Origin of the sequence: Streptomyces hirsutus (assembly GCF_001418415.1) — a bacterium.
Lineage (GTDB): Bacteria > Actinomycetota > Actinomycetes > Streptomycetales > Streptomycetaceae > Streptomyces > Streptomyces hirsutus.
Map to the genome: position 1 here is coordinate 1 of NZ_LIQT01000131.1, position 20,184 is coordinate 20,184.

At 71.0% G+C, this 20,184-nt stretch carries 21 protein-coding genes; 7 read left to right on the forward strand and 14 right to left on the reverse strand.

The window, feature by feature from the left end:
- The coding region (locus AOK11_RS10260; RefSeq protein WP_055593347.1) for a TetR/AcrR family transcriptional regulator at positions 1–605 on the forward strand (605 nt) is incomplete at its 5' end.
- 194 nt (positions 606–799) lie between these two features.
- A complete protein-coding gene (locus tag AOK11_RS10265) occupies positions 800–1,855 on the forward strand; it encodes an endonuclease/exonuclease/phosphatase family protein (protein WP_055593348.1) in 1,056 nt (351 codons plus the stop codon).
- Positions 1,856–1,923: 68 nt separating this feature from the next.
- On the opposite strand, the gene AOK11_RS10270 is transcribed toward AOK11_RS10265, so the two are convergent.
- Positions 1,924–3,678, reverse strand: coding sequence for an NAD+ synthase (locus tag AOK11_RS10270; RefSeq protein ID WP_055593349.1), 1,755 nt, complete (start codon positions 3,676–3,678; stop codon positions 1,924–1,926).
- A 125-nt stretch (positions 3,679–3,803) separates the two neighbouring features.
- Between AOK11_RS10270 and AOK11_RS10275 the strand changes: the two genes are divergently transcribed.
- Positions 3,804–4,265, forward strand: a complete 462-nt coding sequence (locus AOK11_RS10275) for an RrF2 family transcriptional regulator (protein ID WP_055593350.1) — start codon at positions 3,804–3,806, stop codon at positions 4,263–4,265.
- Positions 4,266–4,341: 76 nt separating this feature from the next.
- On the opposite strand, the gene AOK11_RS10280 is transcribed toward AOK11_RS10275, so the two are convergent.
- Positions 4,342–5,532 (reverse strand): globin domain-containing protein, encoded by a 1,191-nt coding sequence (locus AOK11_RS10280; protein WP_055593351.1) that lies wholly within the window; start codon positions 5,530–5,532, stop codon positions 4,342–4,344.
- 400 nt (positions 5,533–5,932) lie between these two features.
- Between AOK11_RS10280 and AOK11_RS10285 the strand changes: the two genes are divergently transcribed.
- Entirely contained in the window at positions 5,933–7,294 is a 1,362-nt protein-coding gene (locus AOK11_RS10285) for a glutamine synthetase family protein (protein ID WP_055593388.1), read from the forward strand.
- Between the two features lie 75 nt (positions 7,295–7,369).
- Here the strand turns inward: AOK11_RS10285 and AOK11_RS10290 are convergent, their stop codons facing one another.
- The 4 genes from AOK11_RS10290 to AOK11_RS10305 form a co-directional block, all read right to left on the reverse strand.
- Complete coding sequence (locus AOK11_RS10290; protein ID WP_055593352.1) at positions 7,370–8,638, reverse strand: tyrosine-type recombinase/integrase; 1,269 nt, start codon at positions 8,636–8,638, stop codon at positions 7,370–7,372.
- A gap of 75 nt (positions 8,639–8,713) precedes the next feature.
- Positions 8,714–8,953 carry a helix-turn-helix transcriptional regulator gene (locus tag AOK11_RS10295; RefSeq protein ID WP_055593353.1) on the reverse strand — a complete coding sequence of 80 codons (240 nt, stop codon included), beginning with the start codon at positions 8,951–8,953 and terminating at the stop codon, positions 8,714–8,716.
- A gap of 438 nt (positions 8,954–9,391) precedes the next feature.
- Positions 9,392–10,864: an ABC transporter ATP-binding protein gene (locus AOK11_RS10300; RefSeq protein WP_055593354.1), complete on the reverse strand. Its 1,473-nt coding sequence runs from the start codon at positions 10,862–10,864 to the stop codon at positions 9,392–9,394.
- A gap of 2 nt (positions 10,865–10,866) precedes the next feature.
- Positions 10,867–11,754 (reverse strand): bifunctional DNA primase/polymerase, encoded by an 888-nt coding sequence (locus AOK11_RS10305; RefSeq protein ID WP_055593355.1) that lies wholly within the window; start codon positions 11,752–11,754, stop codon positions 10,867–10,869.
- A 207-nt stretch (positions 11,755–11,961) separates the two neighbouring features.
- Here AOK11_RS10305 and AOK11_RS10310 point away from each other — a divergent pair, with 207 nt between their 5' ends.
- Entirely contained in the window at positions 11,962–12,276 is a 315-nt protein-coding gene (locus AOK11_RS10310) for a hypothetical protein (RefSeq protein WP_055593356.1), read from the forward strand.
- Here AOK11_RS10310 and AOK11_RS10315 read toward each other — a convergent pair.
- The 8 genes from AOK11_RS10315 to AOK11_RS10350 all read right to left on the reverse strand — a co-directional run bounded on the left by AOK11_RS10315 (position 12,273) and on the right by AOK11_RS10350 (position 18,146).
- The gene (locus AOK11_RS10315; protein ID WP_055593357.1) at positions 12,273–12,740 is read right to left on the reverse strand and encodes a hypothetical protein; all 468 of its coding nucleotides are present in this window, start codon (positions 12,738–12,740) and stop codon (positions 12,273–12,275) included. The two genes, AOK11_RS10310 and AOK11_RS10315, sit on opposite strands and share 4 nt — an antisense overlap.
- Positions 12,741–12,944: 204 nt before the next feature.
- Positions 12,945–15,068: a cell division protein FtsK gene (locus AOK11_RS10320; RefSeq protein ID WP_055593358.1), complete on the reverse strand. Its 2,124-nt coding sequence runs from the start codon at positions 15,066–15,068 to the stop codon at positions 12,945–12,947.
- A gap of 101 nt (positions 15,069–15,169) precedes the next feature.
- Entirely contained in the window at positions 15,170–15,472 is a 303-nt protein-coding gene (locus tag AOK11_RS10325; RefSeq protein ID WP_055593389.1) for a hypothetical protein, read from the reverse strand.
- 2 nt (positions 15,473–15,474) lie between these two features.
- Entirely contained in the window at positions 15,475–15,792 is a 318-nt protein-coding gene (locus AOK11_RS10330; protein ID WP_055593359.1) for a hypothetical protein, read from the reverse strand.
- Positions 15,793–16,010: 218 nt separating this feature from the next.
- Positions 16,011–16,352 (reverse strand): RRQRL motif-containing zinc-binding protein, encoded by a 342-nt coding sequence (locus AOK11_RS10335; protein ID WP_055593360.1) that lies wholly within the window; start codon positions 16,350–16,352, stop codon positions 16,011–16,013.
- Positions 16,349–17,437 carry a hypothetical protein gene (locus AOK11_RS39520; RefSeq protein WP_079034754.1) on the reverse strand — a complete coding sequence of 363 codons (1,089 nt, stop codon included), beginning with the start codon at positions 17,435–17,437 and terminating at the stop codon, positions 16,349–16,351. The genes AOK11_RS10335 and AOK11_RS39520 overlap by 4 nt, the downstream gene beginning before the upstream one ends.
- Positions 17,434–17,880, reverse strand: coding sequence for a Pycsar system effector family protein (locus AOK11_RS10345; protein ID WP_055593361.1), 447 nt, complete (start codon positions 17,878–17,880; stop codon positions 17,434–17,436). Before AOK11_RS10345 ends, AOK11_RS39520 begins: the two co-directional genes overlap by 4 nt.
- The gene (locus AOK11_RS10350; protein ID WP_055593362.1) at positions 17,877–18,146 is read right to left on the reverse strand and encodes a DUF6284 family protein; all 270 of its coding nucleotides are present in this window, start codon (positions 18,144–18,146) and stop codon (positions 17,877–17,879) included. The genes AOK11_RS10345 and AOK11_RS10350 overlap by 4 nt, the downstream gene beginning before the upstream one ends.
- Positions 18,147–18,589: 443 nt before the next feature.
- Between AOK11_RS10350 and AOK11_RS10355 the strand changes: the two genes are divergently transcribed.
- Together AOK11_RS10355 and AOK11_RS10360 are read left to right on the forward strand one after the other, a co-directional pair.
- Complete coding sequence (locus tag AOK11_RS10355) at positions 18,590–19,384, forward strand: GntR family transcriptional regulator (protein ID WP_055593363.1); 795 nt, start codon at positions 18,590–18,592, stop codon at positions 19,382–19,384.
- Complete coding sequence (locus AOK11_RS10360; protein WP_055593364.1) at positions 19,381–20,046, forward strand: YdcF family protein; 666 nt, start codon at positions 19,381–19,383, stop codon at positions 20,044–20,046. Before AOK11_RS10355 ends, AOK11_RS10360 begins: the two co-directional genes overlap by 4 nt.
- Positions 20,047–20,184: the final 138 nt, after the last annotated feature.

Genomic DNA, 20,184 nt, shown 5'->3' on the forward strand with positions numbered 1-20,184 from the left:
GCCCCGTCCCCCGGCCGGGCGGCCCCGCACGCGGCCGTCCCCGCAGCGAGGCCGTCGAACGGGCCATCATCGAGGGCGCGATGAAGCTCCTGGAGGACGGTGTGCCCCTCGCGGAGCTCTCCATCGAGCGGCTCGCCCGCACCGCCGGCGTCGGCAAGGCCACCATCTACCGCCGCTGGAGCGGCAAGGAGGAACTCTTCGTCGACGTCCTGCGCGCCGCCGAACCCGGCGACCCCGAACTCCCCGGCACCTCCATGCGCGACGACCTCGTCGCCCTGCTGGAGTCCCTGCGCCGGCGCGGCCTCGCCAGCAGGGCCTCGGTGATCCTGCACAACGTCCACGCCCAGATGAAGAGCAGCCCGAAGATCTGGGCCGCCTACCACGACAGCGTCGTCCTGCCGCGCCGCAGGCTGGGCCTGGAGGTGCTGCGCCGCGGCAGGGAGAACGGCGAACTCCGCGCCGACGTCGACCTCGAGCTGCTGAACGACATCGTCGTCGGCCCCCTGCTCGTCCGCACCCTGCTGCGCCCCGACGCCGGTCTGCCGGACGGACTCGCCGAACAGGTCGTCGACACCCTGCTCCAGGGCCTGCGCCCCGCCCCGTGACTCCCGGCCGCCCCGCGGTGCGCGTTTCGTCACAGAGCGCGCTTTCCCCGATCCCCCTGGAACTCCCGGAGAGGTTCCGTTCGTCCTCGCCTCCGTACGGCCGTCGACAGACGGCGGGAAGGGCGCCGATCATCCCCTAGGGTCTACGCACACGGGGGAGTGACGGTGTGCACGGCAAGGTGTGAGGCGACGGTATGGCGCAACAGGCGTACGTGACGGAGACGGACGACGGCGGCTCGGGGCCCGAGCAACGCCGGACCCCCGCGCTTCGGCGCCTGTGGGACCGCCTGACCAGAGGCTGGCGCGGAGACCGCCGCATCTGGCGCCGGGGCGTGATCCTGGCCGTGTGCGCGGTGCTGCTCGCCCTGGTCATGGGCGCCCACGCCCGGATTCCCAACGTGGTCGGCAACCTGGGCAGTCTGATCGAGACGTTCCTGCCGTGGCTGGGGCTGGCCGTTCCGGTGCTGCTGGTGGCGGCCCTCCTCCGCAGGTCCGCCACCGCGCTGATCGCGGTGCTGCTGCCCGCGGTCGTCTGGCTGAACCTCTTCGGCGGCCTGCTCGTCGACCGGACCGGCTCCGGCGGCGACCTCACGGTGGCCACGCACAACGTCAACGCCCAGAACCCCGACCCGGCCGGCACCGCCCGCGACGTCGCGGCCTCGGGGGCGGACGTCCTGGCGCTGGAGGAGCTGAAGGCGTCGGCGGTCCCGACGTACCGGGAGGCGCTGGCGTCGACGTACAAGCACCACGCGGTGGTCGGCACCGTCGGGCTGTGGAGCAAGTACCCGCTGAGCGACGTGGCGGCCGTCGACATACGCCTCGGCTGGAAGCGCGCGATGCGGGCCACGGTGGCGACGCCCGAGGCGCAGGTCGCCGTGTACGTCGCTCATCTGCCCTCCGTACGGGTGAAGATGGAGGCCGGGTTCACCGCCCGCCAGCGGGACAGGAGCGCCGACGCCCTGGGCGCGGCCATCACCAGGGAGCACCTGGAGAACGTCGTTCTGCTCGGCGACCTGAACGGCACGATGAACGACCGCGCCCTGAACGCCGTCACCTCCCAGATGCGTTCGACCCAGGGAGCGGCGGGCGACGGCTTCGGCTTCAGCTGGCCGGCGGAGTTCCCGATGGCGCGGATCGACCAGATCATGGTCAAGGGCGCGGAACCGGAGAGCTCGTGGACGCTGCCCCGGACGGCGAGCGACCACCTCCCCGTCGCGGCCCGGGTGAAGATCGCGACGCCGGGCGACTGAGACGGCGGGGCGGCCCCGGGGACCGAGTCCCCGGGGCCGCCCCGGGCCCCGCGCGCCCGACGAAGGCCCTACTCCCGCCAGCCGCTCGTGATCGGCAGCCGGCGGTCCTTGCCGAAGCCCTTCGGGGAGATCTTCGTCCCCGGCGGGTACTGCCGCCGCTTGTACTCGGCCCGGTCGACCATCCGCAGCGTCTTCTTCACCAGTTCCGCGTCGAACCCGGCGGCGACGATCTCGTCCGCGCCCCGGTCCCGGTCCACGTACAGCTCGAGGATCGCGTCGAGGACGGGATAGTCCGGCAGCGAGTCCGTGTCGACCTGGCCCGGCCGCAGCTCCGCGCTCGGCGGCTTCGTGATCGAGTTCTCGGGGATGGGCGGGGTCTCGCCCCGCGCCGCCGCCGAGCGGTTGCGCCATCGGGCGAGCCGGAACACCGACGTCTTGTAGACGTCCTTGATGGGCCCGTACGCCCCCACCGAGTCCCCGTACAGCGTCGAGTAGCCGACCGCCAGCTCCGACTTGTTGCCCGGCGCCAGGACGATGTGGCCCTCCTGGTTGGAGATCGCCATGAGCATCGTCCCGCGCAGCCGGGACTGCAGGTTCTCCTCCGCGAGCCCGGACAGCTTCAACGCCCCCATGTAGGCGTCGAACATCGGCTCGATGGAGACGGTCCGGAAGTTCAGCCCGGTCCGCCGCGCCAGCTCCGCCGCGTCGCCCCTGGAGTGGTCCGAGGAGTACTTCGACGGCATGGCCACGCCGTGGACGTTCTCCGCGCCCACCGCGTCGCAGGCGATCGCGGCGACGAGCGCCGAGTCGATCCCGCCGGACAGGCCGATCAGCACCGAATCGAACCCGTTCTTCTCGACGTACGCCCGGAGCCCGACGACCAGCGCCGAGTACACCTCCTCGTCGTCGTCGAGGGGTTGCGCGGACGCCCCGTGCGGCTTCGGCGGGTACGCGGGCAGCGGTTCCCCGGACAGGACGACGCGGTCGATCCGCAGCCCGTCGTCGACCACCTCGCCGGCCGGGGGAGCGTCCGCGGCGGCCGCCGGGAGGTCGAGGTCGAGCACCACACACTCCTCGGCGAACTGCGGTGCGCGCGCCACGACCTCACCGTCACGGTCGACGACGATGGAGTCCCCGTCGAAGACCAGCTCGTCCTGTCCGCCGGTCATCGCCAGGTACGCGGTCGTGCAGCCGGCCTCCCGGGCGCGCCTGCGGACCAGTTCGAGCCGGGTGTCGTCCTTCTCCCGCTCGTACGGCGAGGCGTTGACGGAGAGCAGCAGCCCGGCCTTCGCGGACCGCGCGGCCGGGACCCGGCCGCCGTCCTGCCACAGGTCCTCGCAGATGGCGAGGGCGACGTCCACACCGTGCAGCCGCAGGACGGGCAGCGTCTCGCCGGGCACGAAGTACCGGAACTCGTCGAAGACGCCGTAGTTCGGCAGATGGTGCTTGGCGAAGCCCAGCACGACCTCGCCGCCGTACAGCACGGCCGCGGCATTGCGCGGCGCGCCCGCGGGCTGGCCGTACTTCGGCTGGGCGGCGGCGCTGCGGTCGAGGTAGCCGACGAGCACGGGCAGTTCCCCGAAGCCCTCCTCGGCGAGCCGCGCGGCGAGGGACCGCAGGGCCTCGCGGGAGGCTTCCACGAAGGACGACCTCAGGGCGAGGTCCTCGACGGGGTACCCGGTCAACGCCATCTCCGGGAACGCCACGAGGTGGGCTCCCTGCTCGGCGGAGTGCCGGGTCCGGCGGACGATCGTGTCGGCGTTGCCGGCGAGGTCGCCGACCCGCGAGTCGATCTGATTCAGAGCGAGACGAAGTTGAGGCACGCGGCCCAGTGTAATCGTCAATTCGACGCTATGGGGTCGGCGGGCTCGGGCGTGCTGGGGCGGGCCCCGGATTGCCGGGTCCCGGAAATTTGAACGCGAGATGCGTATTACCTACGCTGCCCGGTATGAGGCTGCTGCGCTCCACCGACCTGGCCCTGCGGGTCCTGATGCGCCTGGCCGTGGCCGGAGAGAAGACCGACCCGACGACGCGTGATGTCGCGGAGGGCATGGGCGTGCCGTACACCCATGCCGCGAAGGTCGTCGCCGAACTCCAGCACATGGAGCTGCTCACGGCCCGGCGCGGCCGCGGCGGCGGCCTCGCCCTCACGGAACAGGGCCGTACGGCCTCGGTGGGCGCCCTCGTCCGCGCCTTCGAGGGCGAGGGCGACGTCGTCGACTGCGACGGCGCCTCCGCGTCCGGAGCGGGCACGCCCTGCCCGCTCCGCTCCGCCTGCCGGCTGCGCGGCGCACTGCGGCAGGCCCAGGAGGCGTTCTTCGCCTCGCTGGACCCGCTCACCGTGGCGGACATCGCCACGGGCCCGACGGGCCCGCTGCTGCTGGAGATATCCCGCACGCCGCAGCCGTAGCGCACGCCGCAGCCGTAGCGCACGCCGCAGCCGTGGCACGCGCCGCAGCCGAGGCGCACGGCCGTACGGGGCCCGCTCAGCCCTGCTTGGCCAGCCAGAGGTCCGGGCCGAACACCTCGTAGTGGATGTCGGCCGGCGCGACGCCCTTGCCGAGCAGTTGCTCCCGCACCCTGCGCATGAACGGCAGCGGACCGCACAGGTACGCGCGCGTGCCCGCCGCGACCGGTACACCGGTGAGGTCGACGTAGCCGGTGGAGGCGCCGGCCGGGGCGTCCTGCTCGTAGAAGAGGTGCACCGCCGCGTCCGGCAGCTTCGCCGCGTAGGCCTCGTGGTCCACGCGCAGGGCGTGGTCGGCCGGGGAGCGGTCGCCGTGCACGACGGTGACGGGGGCGTCGTGGCCGTGGCCGGCGAGGTGGGCCAGCATCGCGGTCATCGGGGTCACGCCGATGCCCGCGGAGGCGAGCAGCAGGGGAGTGCCGGGTTCGGCGTCGAGGACGAGGTCGCCGTACGCCTCGGACAGCTCCAGGACGTCGCCGGCCCGCACGCGCGCGTGCAGGTGGCCGGAGACCTCGCCCTCGGGCGTTCCGGCGTCTTCGCGCACGCGCTTGACGCTGAACTGCCGCTCGTCGGGGCCGGGCGCGCCGGAGAGGCTGTACTGGCGGATCTGCCGGGCGCCGTCGTCCAGGGCGACGCGGACGGAGACGTACTGGCCCGGGCGGAAGTCCCGTACCGGCCCCCCGTCGGCGGGGCGCAGCCGGAAGGAGACGACGTCGGCGGTCTCGGTGACCCGCTCGACGACCTCCCACTCCCGCCAGCCGGGCCCGCCCTGCTCCTCGTAGAGCCGCTTCTCGATGGCGACGAGGGCGTTCGCCATCAGCCAGTAGACCTCCTCCCAGGCGGCCGCGACCTCGGGCGTGACGGCCTCGCCCAGGACCTCCGCGATCGCGGCGAGCAGATGCTCGTGGACGATCGCGTACTGGTCGGGGGTGATGCCGAGCGAGGCGTGCTTGTGGGCGATGCGCCCCAGCATCGCGTCGGGCCGGGTGTCGGGGTGCGCCAGCAGGTGCGTGGCGAAGGCCGCGATGGACCCGGCGAGGGCCTCGCGCTGGGTGCCGGCGGCCTGGTTGCCGCGGTTGAACAGGTCGCGCAGCAGTTCGGGGCGGGCCTCGAACATCCCGGCGTAGAAGCGCTCGGTTATCTCGCCGAGGGCCCCGCCGACGGCGGGAAGTGTGGCGCGGACGGTGGCGGCGGACTGCTCGGACAGCATCAGGTCTCCTCGTTCTCGACTGCCTGCATCACCCATTAAAACTTGCATCTGAAATACCAATTAAAGAGGGGGGGTGGGTGTCGTGCCATCGGGGGGACCGTGTACAAGAGGAATCCCGGGGGCGGGCCCGCTCCCGCTGTTACGGAGACCGGTCCGTGAGGGCAGGATGGACAGTGGGCCGGACGGGTCGCAGGGTGGTACGCAGGGCGATACGTCCGGCGTGGGCGAGGCGTTGAACCGGGTGCGCACGCGCGGTCGGGACCCGTGGAACGATCAAGGTCGGCAACACGGGCGAAACCCGGATGTGGTGGGATGGCCCGAGTGCCCGACCGCCGCCCGAGGAGGCCACCCGGCACGGGAGAGACTGGCGGCCTGACCGGCAAGGATGGGGAAGCGGAAGATGGACAAGCAGCAGGAGTTCGTGCTCCGGACGTTGGAGGAGCGCGACATCCGGTTCGTACGCCTGTGGTTCACGGACGTGCTGGGCTTCCTGAAGTCCGTGGCCGTGGCCCCGGCCGAACTGGAGCAGGCGTTCGACGAGGGCATCGGCTTCGACGGCTCCGCCATCGAGGGCTTCGCCCGGGTGTACGAGTCCGACATGATCGCCAAGCCGGACCCGTCGACCTTCCAGATCCTGCCGTGGCGCGCCGAGGCCCCCGGCACGGCCCGCATGTTCTGCGACATCCTGATGCCGGACGGCTCGCCGTCCTTCGCCGACCCGCGCTACGTCCTCAAGCGTGCGCTGTCCCGCGCCTCCGACCAGGGGTTCACCTTCTACACCCACCCGGAGATCGAGTTCTTCCTGCTGAAGGACAAGCCGGTCGACGGCAGCCGCCCGACCCCGGCGGACAACTCCGGCTACTTCGACCACACCCCGCACAACGTGGGCATGGACTTCCGCCGGCAGGCGATCACCATGCTGGAGTCGATGGGCATCTCGGTGGAGTTCTCCCACCACGAGGGCGCCCCCGGCCAGCAGGAGATCGACCTCCGCTACGCGGACGCGCTGTCCACGGCCGACAACATCATGACGTTCCGCCTGGTCATGAAGCAGGTGGCGCTGGAGCAGGGCGTGCAGGCCACGTTCATGCCGAAGCCGTTCTCGGAGTTCCCGGGCAGCGGCATGCACACGCACCTGTCCCTCTTCGAGGGCGACCGCAACGCGTTCTACGAGTCGGGCGCGGAGTACCAGCTCTCCAAGGTCGGCCGCTCCTTCATCGCCGGCCTGCTGCGGCACGCGGCGGAGGTCTCCGCGGTCACCAACCAGTGGGTCAACTCCTACAAGCGCATCTGGGGCGGCTCCGAGCGCACCGCGGGCGCGGGCGGCGAAGCCCCCTCCTACATCTGCTGGGGCCACAACAACCGCTCGGCCCTCGTCCGCGTCCCCATGTACAAGCCCGGCAAGACCGGCTCGGCCCGCGTCGAGGTCCGCTCGATCGACTCCGGCGCCAACCCGTACCTGACGTACGCGCTCCTCCTGGCCGCCGGCCTGAAGGGCGTCGAGGAGGGCTACGAACTCCCGCCCGGCGCCGAGGACGACGTCTGGGCCCTCTCCGACGCCGAACGCCGCGCCCTCGGCATCCAGCCCCTCCCGCAGAACCTCGGCGAGTCCCTCACCCTGATGGAACGCAGCGACCTGGTCGCCGAGACCCTCGGCGAGCACGTCTTCGACTTCTTCCTGCGCAACAAGCGCCAGGAATGGGAGGCCTACCGCTCCGAGGTCACCGCCTTCGAACTGAAGAACCTGCTGCCGGTGTTGTAGGCGCAGGTCGGGGCGGGTTTCCCACTGATTCGGCGGGTGGGGCCGACGGTCGCGGACCGTCGGCCCCACCGCGTCTTACTGGCCCTGGGCCGTCTCTGGGCCGTCTGGTGCCGGATCGGTTCCCTCGTACAGGCCGTCCACGGCCTTCCGGGCCCGTGCGTCGCTGCTCGGCATGAGGTGCGTGTAGACCCTGAGCGTGAACCCCGGATCGTTGTGTCCGAGGTAGTTGCTCAGAGCCTTGACGTTCTCGCCGGCGTCCAGGAGGACCGAGGCGTAGAAGTGCCTGAGGGCGTGCATGCCATGTTCGCGGGCAGCCTGGTGACGCTCTCCCGGTTTCGGCGCGGGGATCACCCCCGCGGCCACGAGGGCAGGCTTCCACGCGCGGTCGTTGAAGTCGGTACGCCGAACCGCGCCCGCGCCATCGAGCCGCGTGAACAGCAGCCGCTTCGTGACAGGTGGACCGTCCACCCGGAGCCACGGCAGGGTGATCTCTACCGGGGTGAATGCCTCCATATGCTGTTTGAGGACGTGCGCCACACGGTCCGGCAAGGGGACGTCGCGGATCTTGTTCCGCTTCGGTGGGGCGAACACGAGACCGTCTTTCGTCACCTTCACCTGGTTCGCGATGTTCAGCCATCCGGAGTCGAAGCCAATTGCATCGACGGGCAACCCGAAGATTTCTCCTTGCCGGAGTCCGCATCCGCCTCCGAGGTCGACCGTCGCGCGGTATCGCTCCGGCAGCGCCGCTCGTACAGCGAAGACGCGCTCTGCGCTCCACGGCACAACGCGGCCACTTCCCGCAGCAGGCGGACGCACGGACTGCGCGTGGCACGGGTTCTTCGACAGGTGACCGTCGTCCACCGCCGCGTTGAGGACCGTCGAAACGTTGTTGTAGATCACGCGCCGGTACGACGATGCCGGGACAGCCCGTTCCAGTTTGCTAAGCCAATTCCGGATGTGTTCCGGCTTGAACGAGCCGAGCGGACGCGGTCCCAGGTAGGGGATGGCATGACCGCGAATCGCGGACTCCACTGACTCTCGCGTGGTCATGTCGGTGGTTTGCGTGTTCAGCCACGTCTCGGCGTACTGCCGGAACGTCACTCGGCTCGCGGCCGGGTCCAGGTACTGCCCCCGAGACATGTCCGCCTCAATGTGGGCGAGCCATTGCTCGGCCAGTCGCTTCTGTCGGTCGGGGAATGACTTGCTCTTCTCGGTTCCGTCCGGGCCGATGTAGCGGGCGCGGTAGCGCATCCCGGTGCCGTAGCGGTCCGTGCGCACGCGGCGGGGCTTGCCGGCGGCGTCTGATTCGGTCTTGTACCACCGGTCTTGGATGTGGCCTGCCATCAGGCGGCGGTCCTCTCAACATGCGGCAGGGAGAGCCGCACGTGCGGCTCTCCCTGCTGTGTGGTGGGTGTTCTGTTAGGCGGCGGCGGTTTCGGCGTGCTTGCGCTGGTCGACGTAGATCCGTACGTCGGCGGGGTCGTAGCGGAGGTGCTTGCCGATGCGGAAGCCGGGCGGGCCAGTGCGTTTCTTGCGCCACTGGTAGACGGTCTCCAGGGGTACCTCGAACATCTCGGCGATGTCGTCGGGGGTGAGGTACCGGTCGGGGAGGCCGCCTCGGAGAGTGGCGCGGGGGTCGGGGTCTGTCGGCTGTGCCATAGGGACTCCAAGAGGGGTGGGCATGGCCGCGTCTGTCCGAGGTTCGGATTTCTGCGTCACCGCGTCACCTGCGTCATCCACGCTGTCTGACCTGCGCGTTTTGGATGACGCAGAGCGCTGGGGGTGCGTCACGGGTGACGCAGGCTGTCCGTCACGGGTGACGCAGGTGACGCGGCGTGACGCAGAGGGCGGCCGTCTGCGTCACGCCCGTATGCGCAGGTCACCCGGTGTTTTCCGGGCCCCTGTGACGCAGGTGACGCAGCGTTTCCCACTTAGGAAAAAGAGAGGGGGTGTCTGTGGTGGCCGTGCGGCTCAGGGCGTGAAGAAGGAGCCGCTTCGCGGCGCGTCCAGCGCGGGGCGGCGCCGCCGCCGAACAGCAAGAGGAGCACGCCTGGCCGGTGGTGCTCCTCTTGCTCGTGCGGTCGGGGGCGGTTCCGGTCAGAACGCCTGCTGTTCGTGCGGGGGCGCGGAGGGCGCGCGGGTCATCTCGAGGTAGCGGCCCTCCCTGGTGCGGCCCGAGTCGATGAGGACGCCCCTCGCGGCCAGGGTCGGCTGAAGACGCTTGAGCCGGTCGGAGAGGACCTTGCCGGTGGTCGGCCACCCCTTGGGCAGGGGGCGGAAGTCCTCGCCGCTGTAGAGGCCGGAGAGGCAGTGCAGCCACTCCGTGGACGTCATCCGCTGCTCCGCGCCCGGTTCGAGGTTGGCGGCGTGCCTAAGGACGGTCTGCGCCAACAGGTCGCCCTCGATCACGTCGTCGTTCAGGTCGTCCAGACTGGCCCGGTAGGCGGCGAGCGCCCCGAGCCCGGTCGCCGCGTCGAGCTGCGCGCACAAGTGGGCAAAGTCCGCCATCCGCAGATCGGTCGGGGTCTCCGCCTCCACCGCGCGGACCTTCACCGTCAGGTCCAGGAGAGACCCGAGAACCACGGGCAGAACCTCCGCGTACTCCGCCCATAGCTCCGCCTCGGTGCGCCGAACCCGGGGCCGCTCCAGGCGCAGCGGAAGGAGCCGCTCCGCGAGGTCCGGGCGGATGACACCCAGGTCGATGCCGGTCAACAGCAGCGGGCGGCGGTAGCGGGCACGGAACACGTCCCCGTCGGTGAACAGCGCGCGCTTGACGTTCTCGGCGCCGGTGACGATGCAGCACATCGCGTCGGACAGGTCCGGAGTCATGTGGGAGAGGTTGTCCAGCGCGGTGACCCAGCCGGCCGCCACGGCCGCGATCAGGTTCTCCTCGTCCTTCGGCGCCCGGCGCAGGTCGCCGCTCATGCCCTCGATGATCCGCACGAGCATCCGTCCCCCGGTGGACTTGCCGGCGCCCTGCGGGCCGGTGAGGAACGGGGCGGGCACGGGCACCGACGGCCCGAGGCAGCCGATCAGCCAGGCGATGGCCAGGCACTCGGTCTCCGCGGTGGCGAAGTTGCACAGCCGCAACAGGAGGTCGATGCCCTTGCCGTCGGTGTCCTTGGCCGGCAGGGGCAGTTCCCCGGTGAGCTGGGTGCGCCGCCAGCACACCTCGCGCGGGTCGGGGATGGCGATGTCCCATCCGGTGGGGTGGATGCGCACGGACTGCCCGTCGCTGCGTCCCAAGTCCAGCCATGTGGCCCCGTCGTACCCGGGGGCGACGCGGATGTGGACGGGCTGCACGTCCTCGGTCAGCGCCAGCGCTTCGATCAGGTCGAGCGCCTCCTTGAGCGCGGTGCCGTTGAACACGCCGACCCCGTCGCGGAAGAGGCCGACCATGAGTTCCTGGCGGTGGCTTCCGGTCGTGCCCTGGGAGCGGATCGGGCGGGCCACGGGATGGCCGTTCTTCTGCGCGTACACGGTGCCGTCGGCGGTGCGGAAGTACCGGAAGTGGGATTGCGCGTAGGCGGTGATGACCTCGCGGGCGGGCGTCTTATCGTCGTCGGACATGGTCACAGTCCCAACCGGGTGCGGGCGTTGGTCCACGCGTCCGTGCAGTGCCGGGCCGTCTCGCCCTTGCTCTGCGCGGCGGTGAACAGTCGGGCGACGTGGGCGTCGGTGAGGCAGCCGCACCGGCCGTGCGTCGACAGCACGGCCAGGAACGTCCGGTACACGGTCGCGTGGATCGCGCTGCGGGCCTCGGTGATGCGCTGCTCGGCCATGGCGATGCCACGGTCCAGGTAGGCGGACGTGCGGTGACGGCACTCCCCGCCCCCGACTCCAGCGGGCACGGCGACGGCCTGCGGCACCGATCGGACTGCGGCAGGTTCCTTCACGGCCAGCGCACGGACGGCGTCCGGCAGGGCGGTCATGGTGCCGGTGCCGGGCCCGAGCCACCGGGCGTAGGACATGGTCGACTTGATGTCGACGCCAGAGCGGACCGCGTTGTGGGACGTCATGGTGCCCCGGTAGATCCAGTGCTCACCGCGCGTCGTCTCCACGGCCCGGGTGGCGGGCAGGCTCTCGCGGGCCCATGCGATGGCTTCCGCGTCGTCCAGGTCGACCACGGTCAGCCCGGCGGCACCGGGGTGATAAGCGACGGTGACGGCTCGGTGCCATGCGGCCGTCCACGCCGGGGAGGTGAGGACGTCCGGGTCGGTGGTGGCGGCGGCCCATGCGTGGCAGACACCGGGGCACCGGCACGGGCCCGCACTCTTCATGTTCGGCCGACCGCCGCATGCGTTCTTCGCGCACCGGTGGCAGTTGCCGAACGGCACCTTCCCCTGTCGCAGGGGCAGCACCGGCACGCCGGTCGCGACCAGTTCCAGCGCGGTCTGGAGGGGTTCGGGCAGCGGCGGCCGGGGGCCGGGCACTCGCCGGATGGTGGTGGGTTGGGTCATGCTGGAAGACCTCCACAGGTCAGGTGATGGCAGGTGGACAAGGGCGGCCCCGGATTCATTGGCGTGAGTGGGGGCCGCCCTTGACGTAGCTGGGACTGTCCGGCCCATCAGGAGAGTCATGGGCTACGGAAGCGCGTGGACGCGGGGTGTGGCGGGTGTCATGATCACGGCGACACTCGGCGCGGGCCCGGTGTGCAGGGAGGGATCATGAGGCTTTACCTCGCCATACCTTCGGTGGTGGTGGCGTTGCTATTCGCCGCTTTGGGGGTAGCAGCGATCACCCGTAGCTGGGTGCTCCCCATGAACCGGCGTCACGTTCGCCGCGTTCGCCTCTACGGCTGGGGTCAGTTGGCGGCTGCTGTCGGCCTGTGCTGTCAGGTGGTCTTCGGGCTCGTGATCAGCGGCATCCATATCCGGCAGTGGGGGACCATGACGGGCAGCGTGCTTCTGGTGACCGGCTTCATCGTGATGGTGGTGGCCCAGCGCCCGGGCGGTAAGCGACAGGTCAGCGGCACGCCCTAGCCGTGGAAGTGGTTGCGTTTGAACGTGGCCTTGCGGATGTGCACCGTCGTGCCGCCCCTGTGGTCGCCGTTCGTTCCGAGGACCTGAACGGCGATCCAGCCGCCGAAGAGGACGGCGGCCAGGATGATGAGCTGGGTGATGAACGCGGTCAGCGCGGCGATGAACGAGGTGAGCAGCAGCAGCCCGCCGCACACCGCGAGGAACCCCACGCCCCCGAGGGCGACGTTCACCGCGGCCCGGGAGACGGCTGGCACGGTCGTGGCCGGAGCGTGCTGGGCGTGGTCGATGGCGTAGCCGGTGACGATCCGGCCGTCCGGCAGGACGACGCTCGCCACCGCCGGGACCGTCCCCGGCTGCACCGCAACGACCGGCGCCGGGACGGCGACGGCGGGCGGCATGGGTATGGGCTGGTGGACTTCCACGGCCCGCTGTGCGGGCACGTGCGGGGTGTGGTCGGAGTACATGCGGAATCCCTTCCGGCACATGGCCAGGGAGGCAAAGACACCCCCTTGAGGGGGCGTTGTGGAGGGGTGTTTCAGGGGTCTGACCTGCGTGTCTCCCTGACTCCCTGAACGATCATTCGTGCAGGTCAGGGCCAGGGAGGCGGGCCAGGGAGGCGGTCAGGGAGTTCTCCCTGCCTCCCTGACCCGTCGGGGGTCGGCTCCCTGTCATCCGTCGGCGGAAGCGGAACCCCCGGTGTCGCGGTCGGCGAGGGCGCGGGCGACGCGGTCGCGGGCGACGACCATCACGCCGTCGGACTTGTAGGGCTCGGCGCCGGCGTCGTCCAGGACGCGCTTGAGGTCGATGAACGACCAGCCGCCATAGGCGCCCGCGTTCCGCGTGGCGAGCCGCGCCAGCACGTCCTTGGTCCGCACCCGGGGCGCGTCGCCGACGACGGCGGCGATGTCGGCAAGCGGGTCACGCTCCTGACCCCGCTCGACGACCCGCAGCGTGGTCACCCCGTCCCGCATCCGCTTCGCGCGGTCGGCGATCTCGGTCGCGGTCTCGGTGTCGATGTAGTGGGTGCGCACCGTGAGGGACGCCTGTCCGGCCGGGATCTCGATGCCGTCCGAGGCGACCACCACGGTGCCCTTGTCCAGACCGGGCCGCAGCAGGTTCGGCGCCGCGCCCCCGTCGACGGCCTTGTCCCCCAACGCCATCCGCGCCTGCGATTCCGTCCCGAGGGCGAGCGAGGCACGGGTGTGCGCGCCTTCGCGCACAAGCTTGGGCAGGTTCTGGTCGGTGGGGTCCTGGGTGCCCTGCCAGAGCAGCACGTTCACCGCACGCCCCTGGTTGTGAATCTTGCGGGCGGCCATGAAGTACCGGGAGGTGGCCTTCGACCCACCGTACGGGCGCTTGTCGGCGTCCTTGAGCGGGCACATGAACGCCACCTGCGCCTCATCGACCAGCAGGATCAACGGCGGGAACACGGTCCCGGACGGTGCGGTCAGCCGGGTCTCCATCTCGGACACCCCGCCCTCGAGCATCTCGGTGGCGTCGATGACGTGGTCATCGGTCGGCCCCTGGATCAGGACGGTGGCCAGGTTGTCGAACATGGCCCAGTCCCCGGCGCCCTTCAGGTCGGCGATGCGGAACTCCACCGACCGGTCCAACGCGAGCCACAGGGCCAGGGCGCGCAGGGCGGCGGTCTTGCCCTGGTTGGACAGTCCGGTGATGAGCAGGTGCCGCTGATACAGGCTCAGGGCCGCGGCGTCCCCGCGCAGGTCCTGGCCCCACGGCGCCTTGCCCTTGGCGTAGTCGGCCCTCAGCGTGTCGTCCGTGGTGAGCGGAGAGGGGCCGATCGGCTCGTCCAGCGCGCCGGAGTCGGCGACCCACAGCCGCACGGTGCGGGCCGCGGTCGGGATGGTGATGAACACCTCGTGCTCGTGTCGGGACAGGTTCTCGGCGAGCTTGCGCCGCTTGCCCTGTACCTCGTTCGTCGACACTCCCGAGGGGAGGGTGACGTCGACCTCGATGCCGCATCCGGCGATCCGGATCGGTCCGAGCATGGAGGCGCCGGCGTCGCCCATCTCCTTGATGGCGTTGCGCAGCGCCGGGACTCCCAGGTCGCGCAGGGCCTTGACCACGATCGACGGCGTGATCGGCTCACCCTCCCCGTTCCGGACGTTGGCCGGCAGGGCCCAGTTCGGGGCGGCCTGCTGGTGGCGACCGACGGCCCACAGCGCGAGCAGGGCGAGGAACGGGCCGATGGAGACGAGCGGGCCCCACACCACGGTGACGATGGTGATGAGCAGCCGGATGAACTCGATGACCGCCATCAGCGGGGTGACGACCTGCGCGGCGTCCTTGTTGGCGATGGCGAGCACGACCCCGAGGGCGACCAGGGCGCCGATGCCCATACCGGTGCCGACCAGGGCTCCCTTGGCCGCGTCGACGGGGGAGTGGAGCAGGTCCATGCGGCGGCGGTGGCGGGCGTCGCGGAAGCGCTGCCCGCGCTCCTCCCACTCCGCGGCCACCTCATAGTTCCCCGCGGCCTCCGCCGCGCGCAGCATGCGCTCATACCGGGCCGCGGTACGGCCGTCCCACGTCCGGCGGCCCACGATCCGCGCCCCGCCCCAGACATAGAGGGTGTGCCGGGCGGCGAACCGCACCGCGTTGGTGGTGCGCTCGTCGGTGGCGATGCGCTTGACGGCCCGTCCGGAGCGCACCCACAGCGGCACGGCCGGCGCGGTCGGCGGGTCCGGGACCACGGTCAGCGTGGTCACTGGCGCGTCCGGCGGGAAGACGAGCGGTTCGGTGGTCTTGTGCAGGTGAACGACGTTGTCACCCATGGTGGTGAGACTCCTGACTGCCCCGGTCCGGGGCGGGAGCGGAGAAGGATTCGGCGGCCCCCGCCCGGTACCGAGTGGTGCCGGGCGGGGGCCGGGGGCGCTCAGCGGCGGTGCCGGTTGCGGTTCTCCGCGTGGCTGAGCTGGGACGGCTCGGTGCGCGGTCCGTCGAGCCAGCAGAACGGGCGGGTGGTGTCGGCGGCCGTGAACACGCGGATGGCGGCCTGGCCGGGGGCGTCGGGCAGCGGGTAGACGCGGCCACCGGCCAGGGAGGCCAGCAGCCGGGCGGCGTGGTGCTCGCACCCGTCCGCCCCGGCGCCGGCCGCATCGAGCACGGTCACCACGACCGGGCCGACACAGGCGGTCGGGTCGTCCGGGTGCGCGGCCGGGCAACGATCGTTCGGCATGGTCACCACCAGCCGGACGACTTCTTGCCCGCCCTGGCGGCGGCGGCCTCGGTGACGATGCGCTGCCGCTCGGTCTGCATCGCGGTGATCTCCGCGATGAGCCGGGTCTCGGCCGCCTGCCATGCGGTGTCGATGGCACGTTCGGCGCGACCGGTGCTCTCGCCGCGGTGCAGCCGGTAGCCGCCGCCGACCGCGGCGCCCGCGATGGCGCGGCGCTCGCGGCCCTCCAGCGGCCACAGCTCCCGCTTGCGGACGGCGTCCAGCTTGCGGTTCGCCTGGTGGATCTCACGGTCCAGGCGGCGGGTTTCGGGCTTGCCCATGTCAGGTGATCCCTTCAAATCCGTGTGGGAGAGGGGCCGTTACGGTGTGCGGCATGGGTGGGGAATCCGCGGTGCGTACGCGGCCGTGCAGGTGGTGTCGTGCGCCGGTACAACAGCCGCGCAGTTGGTGGCGTAGGCGGCGGTATTGCAGCAAGCGGCACCGCCGCTGGTATCGCCTCTGGGAGGCTGTCTTGCGGATCTCCGAGAACCTGTAGCGGTCAGACGCCGGAGGTCTGGGTGTCGGGGTAGGCACAGGGCACGCAGGTGCCGAGCGCGGCGGGGATGACGTATCCGGCATCGCGCCGGCAGGCCGGGCAGGTGCGACGCGCCGCATTCGCCGCGCCCAGGGCCGCCCACCTCGCCGGGGTCATCGGCCGGACGGGCTTGGCCAGGTCGACGCGGTAGAGGTAGGCCACCAGCGGCCCCCGGCGGCGGCGTGGCCGCTCGAGCTGAGCGGCCACGTCCTGACCACCGGGCCGCAACCCTTGGGCCCGGAGCTGTCGGCGGGTGGCGTAGCCGTCGGGGGCGAGCCGCCAGGGGTAGACGGGCAGGGCACTCATGCCGCGCCCGCGCGTTCGGCGAGCAGGGCGTCACGCAGCATCCGGGCGTTTGCCGGCGACGTGCGCAGCGCCCGCCGGAGACCCTCGGCCGTCACCTTGGCGTCCGACCAACCGGTCGTCACCGTGCGGGCCTCGGCGAGCAGTTGGTCCGGGGTGCGCTTGGGACGGGTCGACTTCGCCACCGCTGGAACCCGACCGGTCGCCCGGCGAGGCCGGGCCGATTCCGCGGCCACCGGCCGCCGCTCGATCGAGGCGAGCGGAGCCGACCGATCGTGCGGAAGCGGCTTGAGGCAGTCGACCGGTTCGGGCACCCGGACCATGGACACGGTGATCGGCTCCGGACTCGATTCGGGCAGGTCAGCCATAGACCGTTTCCGATCGGTCCCGGTTGATTCCTCCGCATTCGCGACCGGTTCGGTCGGGCCCCACACCGGGAGCTCCCACGAGGTCGTGACGCCGGGTGCGACGCGGGCCGTCACGCTGGTCAGCGCCCTGCCGGTGTCCTCCGCCGCCCGCGCCGACTCCAGCGTCGACCACGCGGAAGAGAGCGTCTGCGCGGTGGTGGCCTGGACGCGTGCGACGCGCGCCCCGGCCTCCGTCACGGCCGTCAACCGGGTCTCCTCGGTCGCCGCCGTGGCCCGCAGCCGGGCCCGCGCCACGGCCGCCTCATCCCTGGCCTCCTGCTGAATTCCGGCGATGGCGTCCAGCGCGTTCGGGGTGAGCGCGGTGCGCTCCCACAGTCCGTGCACCAGCCACAGCGCCTTGGCCGCGATCGGCAGCCACGCCACGGCCAGCCACGCCCCGGCGGAGTGCTCCGCGGTCAGCGCGTGCGCGACCAGAACACCGGTGGCGACCAGGCCGAACGACCAGCCAACGGCGGTCACCGCGCGACTGTGGTCCCCCTGCGCGGCCAGGCGGCGTTCGTAGGCGAGGGTGGCCAGCCATCCTCCGTCGATCCCCACCCCGACCACCAGCGCGACCAGCCAGGGCATCGCCGTGCCCAGCCACATCACCACTACCGCGAGGGTGAGGACCATGGAGACGGCCGTCATGGCGACGGCGGGCAGTGCGGTCCGGGCCTTCATGCCGCACCCCCGAGGGAAAGCAGGGCGGCCAGGAGGAGCAGGGCGCCGCCGGTCAGGGTGAGGTCGACCGCGCGGCGCAGGCAGGTGAACTTGGCGACCGCGAGCCGGGCCAGGTCCGGGATGTCGGCGGCCAGGTCCCCGCCGACGGCGGCGTTGATCTCCTCGGCGGTGAGGGTGGCCCACAGCGGGAAGCCGTGCCGGCCGGACAGGTTCGGGCGCACCGACCGCAGCAGCAGCCCCGCCGCGCCGACCAGTAGCAACAGACCGCACCCGCCCACCACACAGGCGGGGAGGTTCAGGTGCAGGTCACGGGCGACCGTCCAGGTGCCGGCGAGGACCGCGCCGACGAACGCCAGCAACAGCGCCGTCTTGGCGTCCGTGCGGGCGATCTCCGCCTTCACCTCGGCGTGCGCGGCGGACAGGTTCTTCTCGGTGGCACTCATGCGGCACCCCCCGGCAGCATCGCGCCGGCGGTGCGGTTGAGCAGCGCGACCCGCGCGGCCAGCGCGCGGCGGCGGGCCCGGCGGATGCGGCGGGCGTCCAGCTCGGTCGGGATGCGGTCCAACGTGATGATGTGCGCGTCCAGCAGGTCGACGTCCGCCAGGATGACGGGCATCTCCCGCTCGATCGCGTCCAGTTCGGCGTTCGTCGGCTCCATGAAGTCGGCGAACGCGGTAACAGCGTCCTGAACAGTGACGATGTGCTCCATTGGGTCGTGTTCCTCTCGCAGGGCGAACGGCCCGAACGCGGCTCCCGGGGTGCCACCCGGGAGCCGCTTGCCGTTGTTGGAGAAAGCCGCGTGTCATACGCGGTGCGGCCACTGAACAGCGGCCGAAGTGCCCCGGACCGGACTCGAACCGGTCGGGTTGCCATACGGGGCACGCCGGTCTTCTCCGCCTTGTTTCCGACCCCTTCGGGCAGGCGGACCATGGGTTACCGGCAGTTCCCTGTGTGAAGTTCTCAAGGTGCTTGCGCTTCCTTCGAGCCCGTTCCACGGGGCCCTCCGGGCGGCATGGGAGCAGCCCAATAGGGACGCTCCGGCCCCACTGTCCTAGGACTGCGAGCCGTTCGGTAAGACCATGGCGCACAGTCCCAGGACTGTCAACAGTCCTGGGACTGTGTTTCACTGGTCGGTGTCGAGAGGAGTGCTGCATGGCGCCCAAGTGGCGGGATCTTGCGGACCGACTGGCCGCACAGATTCGGAACGGCGAGTACGCACCCGGTGCCCAATTGCCGCAGATCAGGGACCTAGTGGAAGCGGGTGAAGGCTCGAAATCCACGGTCCATGCGGCCTACAAGGCGTTGGAAGCCGAAGGGCTGGTCACGTCGTCGCGCGGACACGGCACGGTCGTCCGTGAGCGGACCCCGCTCAAACGGCTCGGCATCGCACGGTACGACAAGGCCAAGTGGCGGGACGGTGATGAGGTGGCGTTCATCGCGGACCGTGTGGCGTCCGGACGTGCGTACAAGCGGAACGAACAGACTCAGACCATCAGTCGTGTGACGGCGCCGGCCGCCGTTGCTCAGGCGCACGGTCTGCCGGAAGGTGCGGAGGTCTACGCACGTGCGCGCGTGGTCAAGGAGGGTTCGCAGCCGACGCACACACTGACCAGCTACTACCGTCCCGAGCATGTGGAAGGGACGCGGATCGTCGACCCGACGCCGGGGCCCGCCGGCCGGGGTGGTGGCTTCCGTGTCCTGTACGACGCCGGATACGAGATCGACCACATGCAGGAGACGCTGTTCGCGCGGATCCCCACGGCAGATGAGGCCCAGCTCCTTCAGCTCGCGCCGGGCGAATGGGTGGTGGAGCTGCACCGGACGACCTGCACGGCCGACGGCACCGTGGTGGAATTCGCGATCGGCGTTCACGCGGCGACGCGCTTTGCATGGACGTACGACTTCAAGGTCCCCGACTCAGCGAAAGCAGAGGGCGAGAGCAAGTGATCTCAGCACAGGCATGGGCCGACGCTCAACGGCTCTGGAACTTCCAGCAGATGGGCCACGAGCTGCGCCCATGCTCTGTCGCGATCGGACTCGGCAGTCATGACCTCGGAGTCGCGGACACAACCGCCGATCTCTACCACCAGGGCATGATGCCGCTGATCGTCTTCACCGGGGCAACCAGCCGCACCACACGCGACCGCATGCCGCGTGGCGAGGCCGAGCACTACCGCGAGCGGGCGATGGAGCTGGGGGTGCCGGCCGATGCGATCCTTGTTGAGCCGCGGGCCCGGAACACGGGGGAGAACATCCGCTTCTCCCGCGCACTGCTCGAAGAGCACCAAGCCTCTGTGTCGTCCGTCCTGCTGATCAGCAAGCCGTACGAGGAACGACGGGCCTATGCGACCGCGCGCAAGCTGTGGCCTGGAGTCGAGTGGCTCAGCACGTCCACGCCCATGACCCTGACTGAGTACGTCGACTCCATCGGGGACGCACACCTAGTGATCGACATGTTGGCCGGCGCGCAGCAGCGGCTCATGATCTACCCGCAGCAGGGCTTCATGATCGAGCAGCACATCCCCGATGACGTGGCCACAGCGTACGAGCGCCTGCGCGACGCCGGCTTCACGAGTCGACTAGTTCCGGACACCGCAGAGCGGAAGTGATGGCGCCGGATGAGTCCCGCGAGACGCGCTGCGGCCATACTCCGGCCAACGCGAGGCGCCACGTGCGCTCCGCAGAGCGATAGGCGCAGGTCAAGCGAAGTTTCAGCGCGAGGAACCAGCTGGTCTTGAAAACCGTCG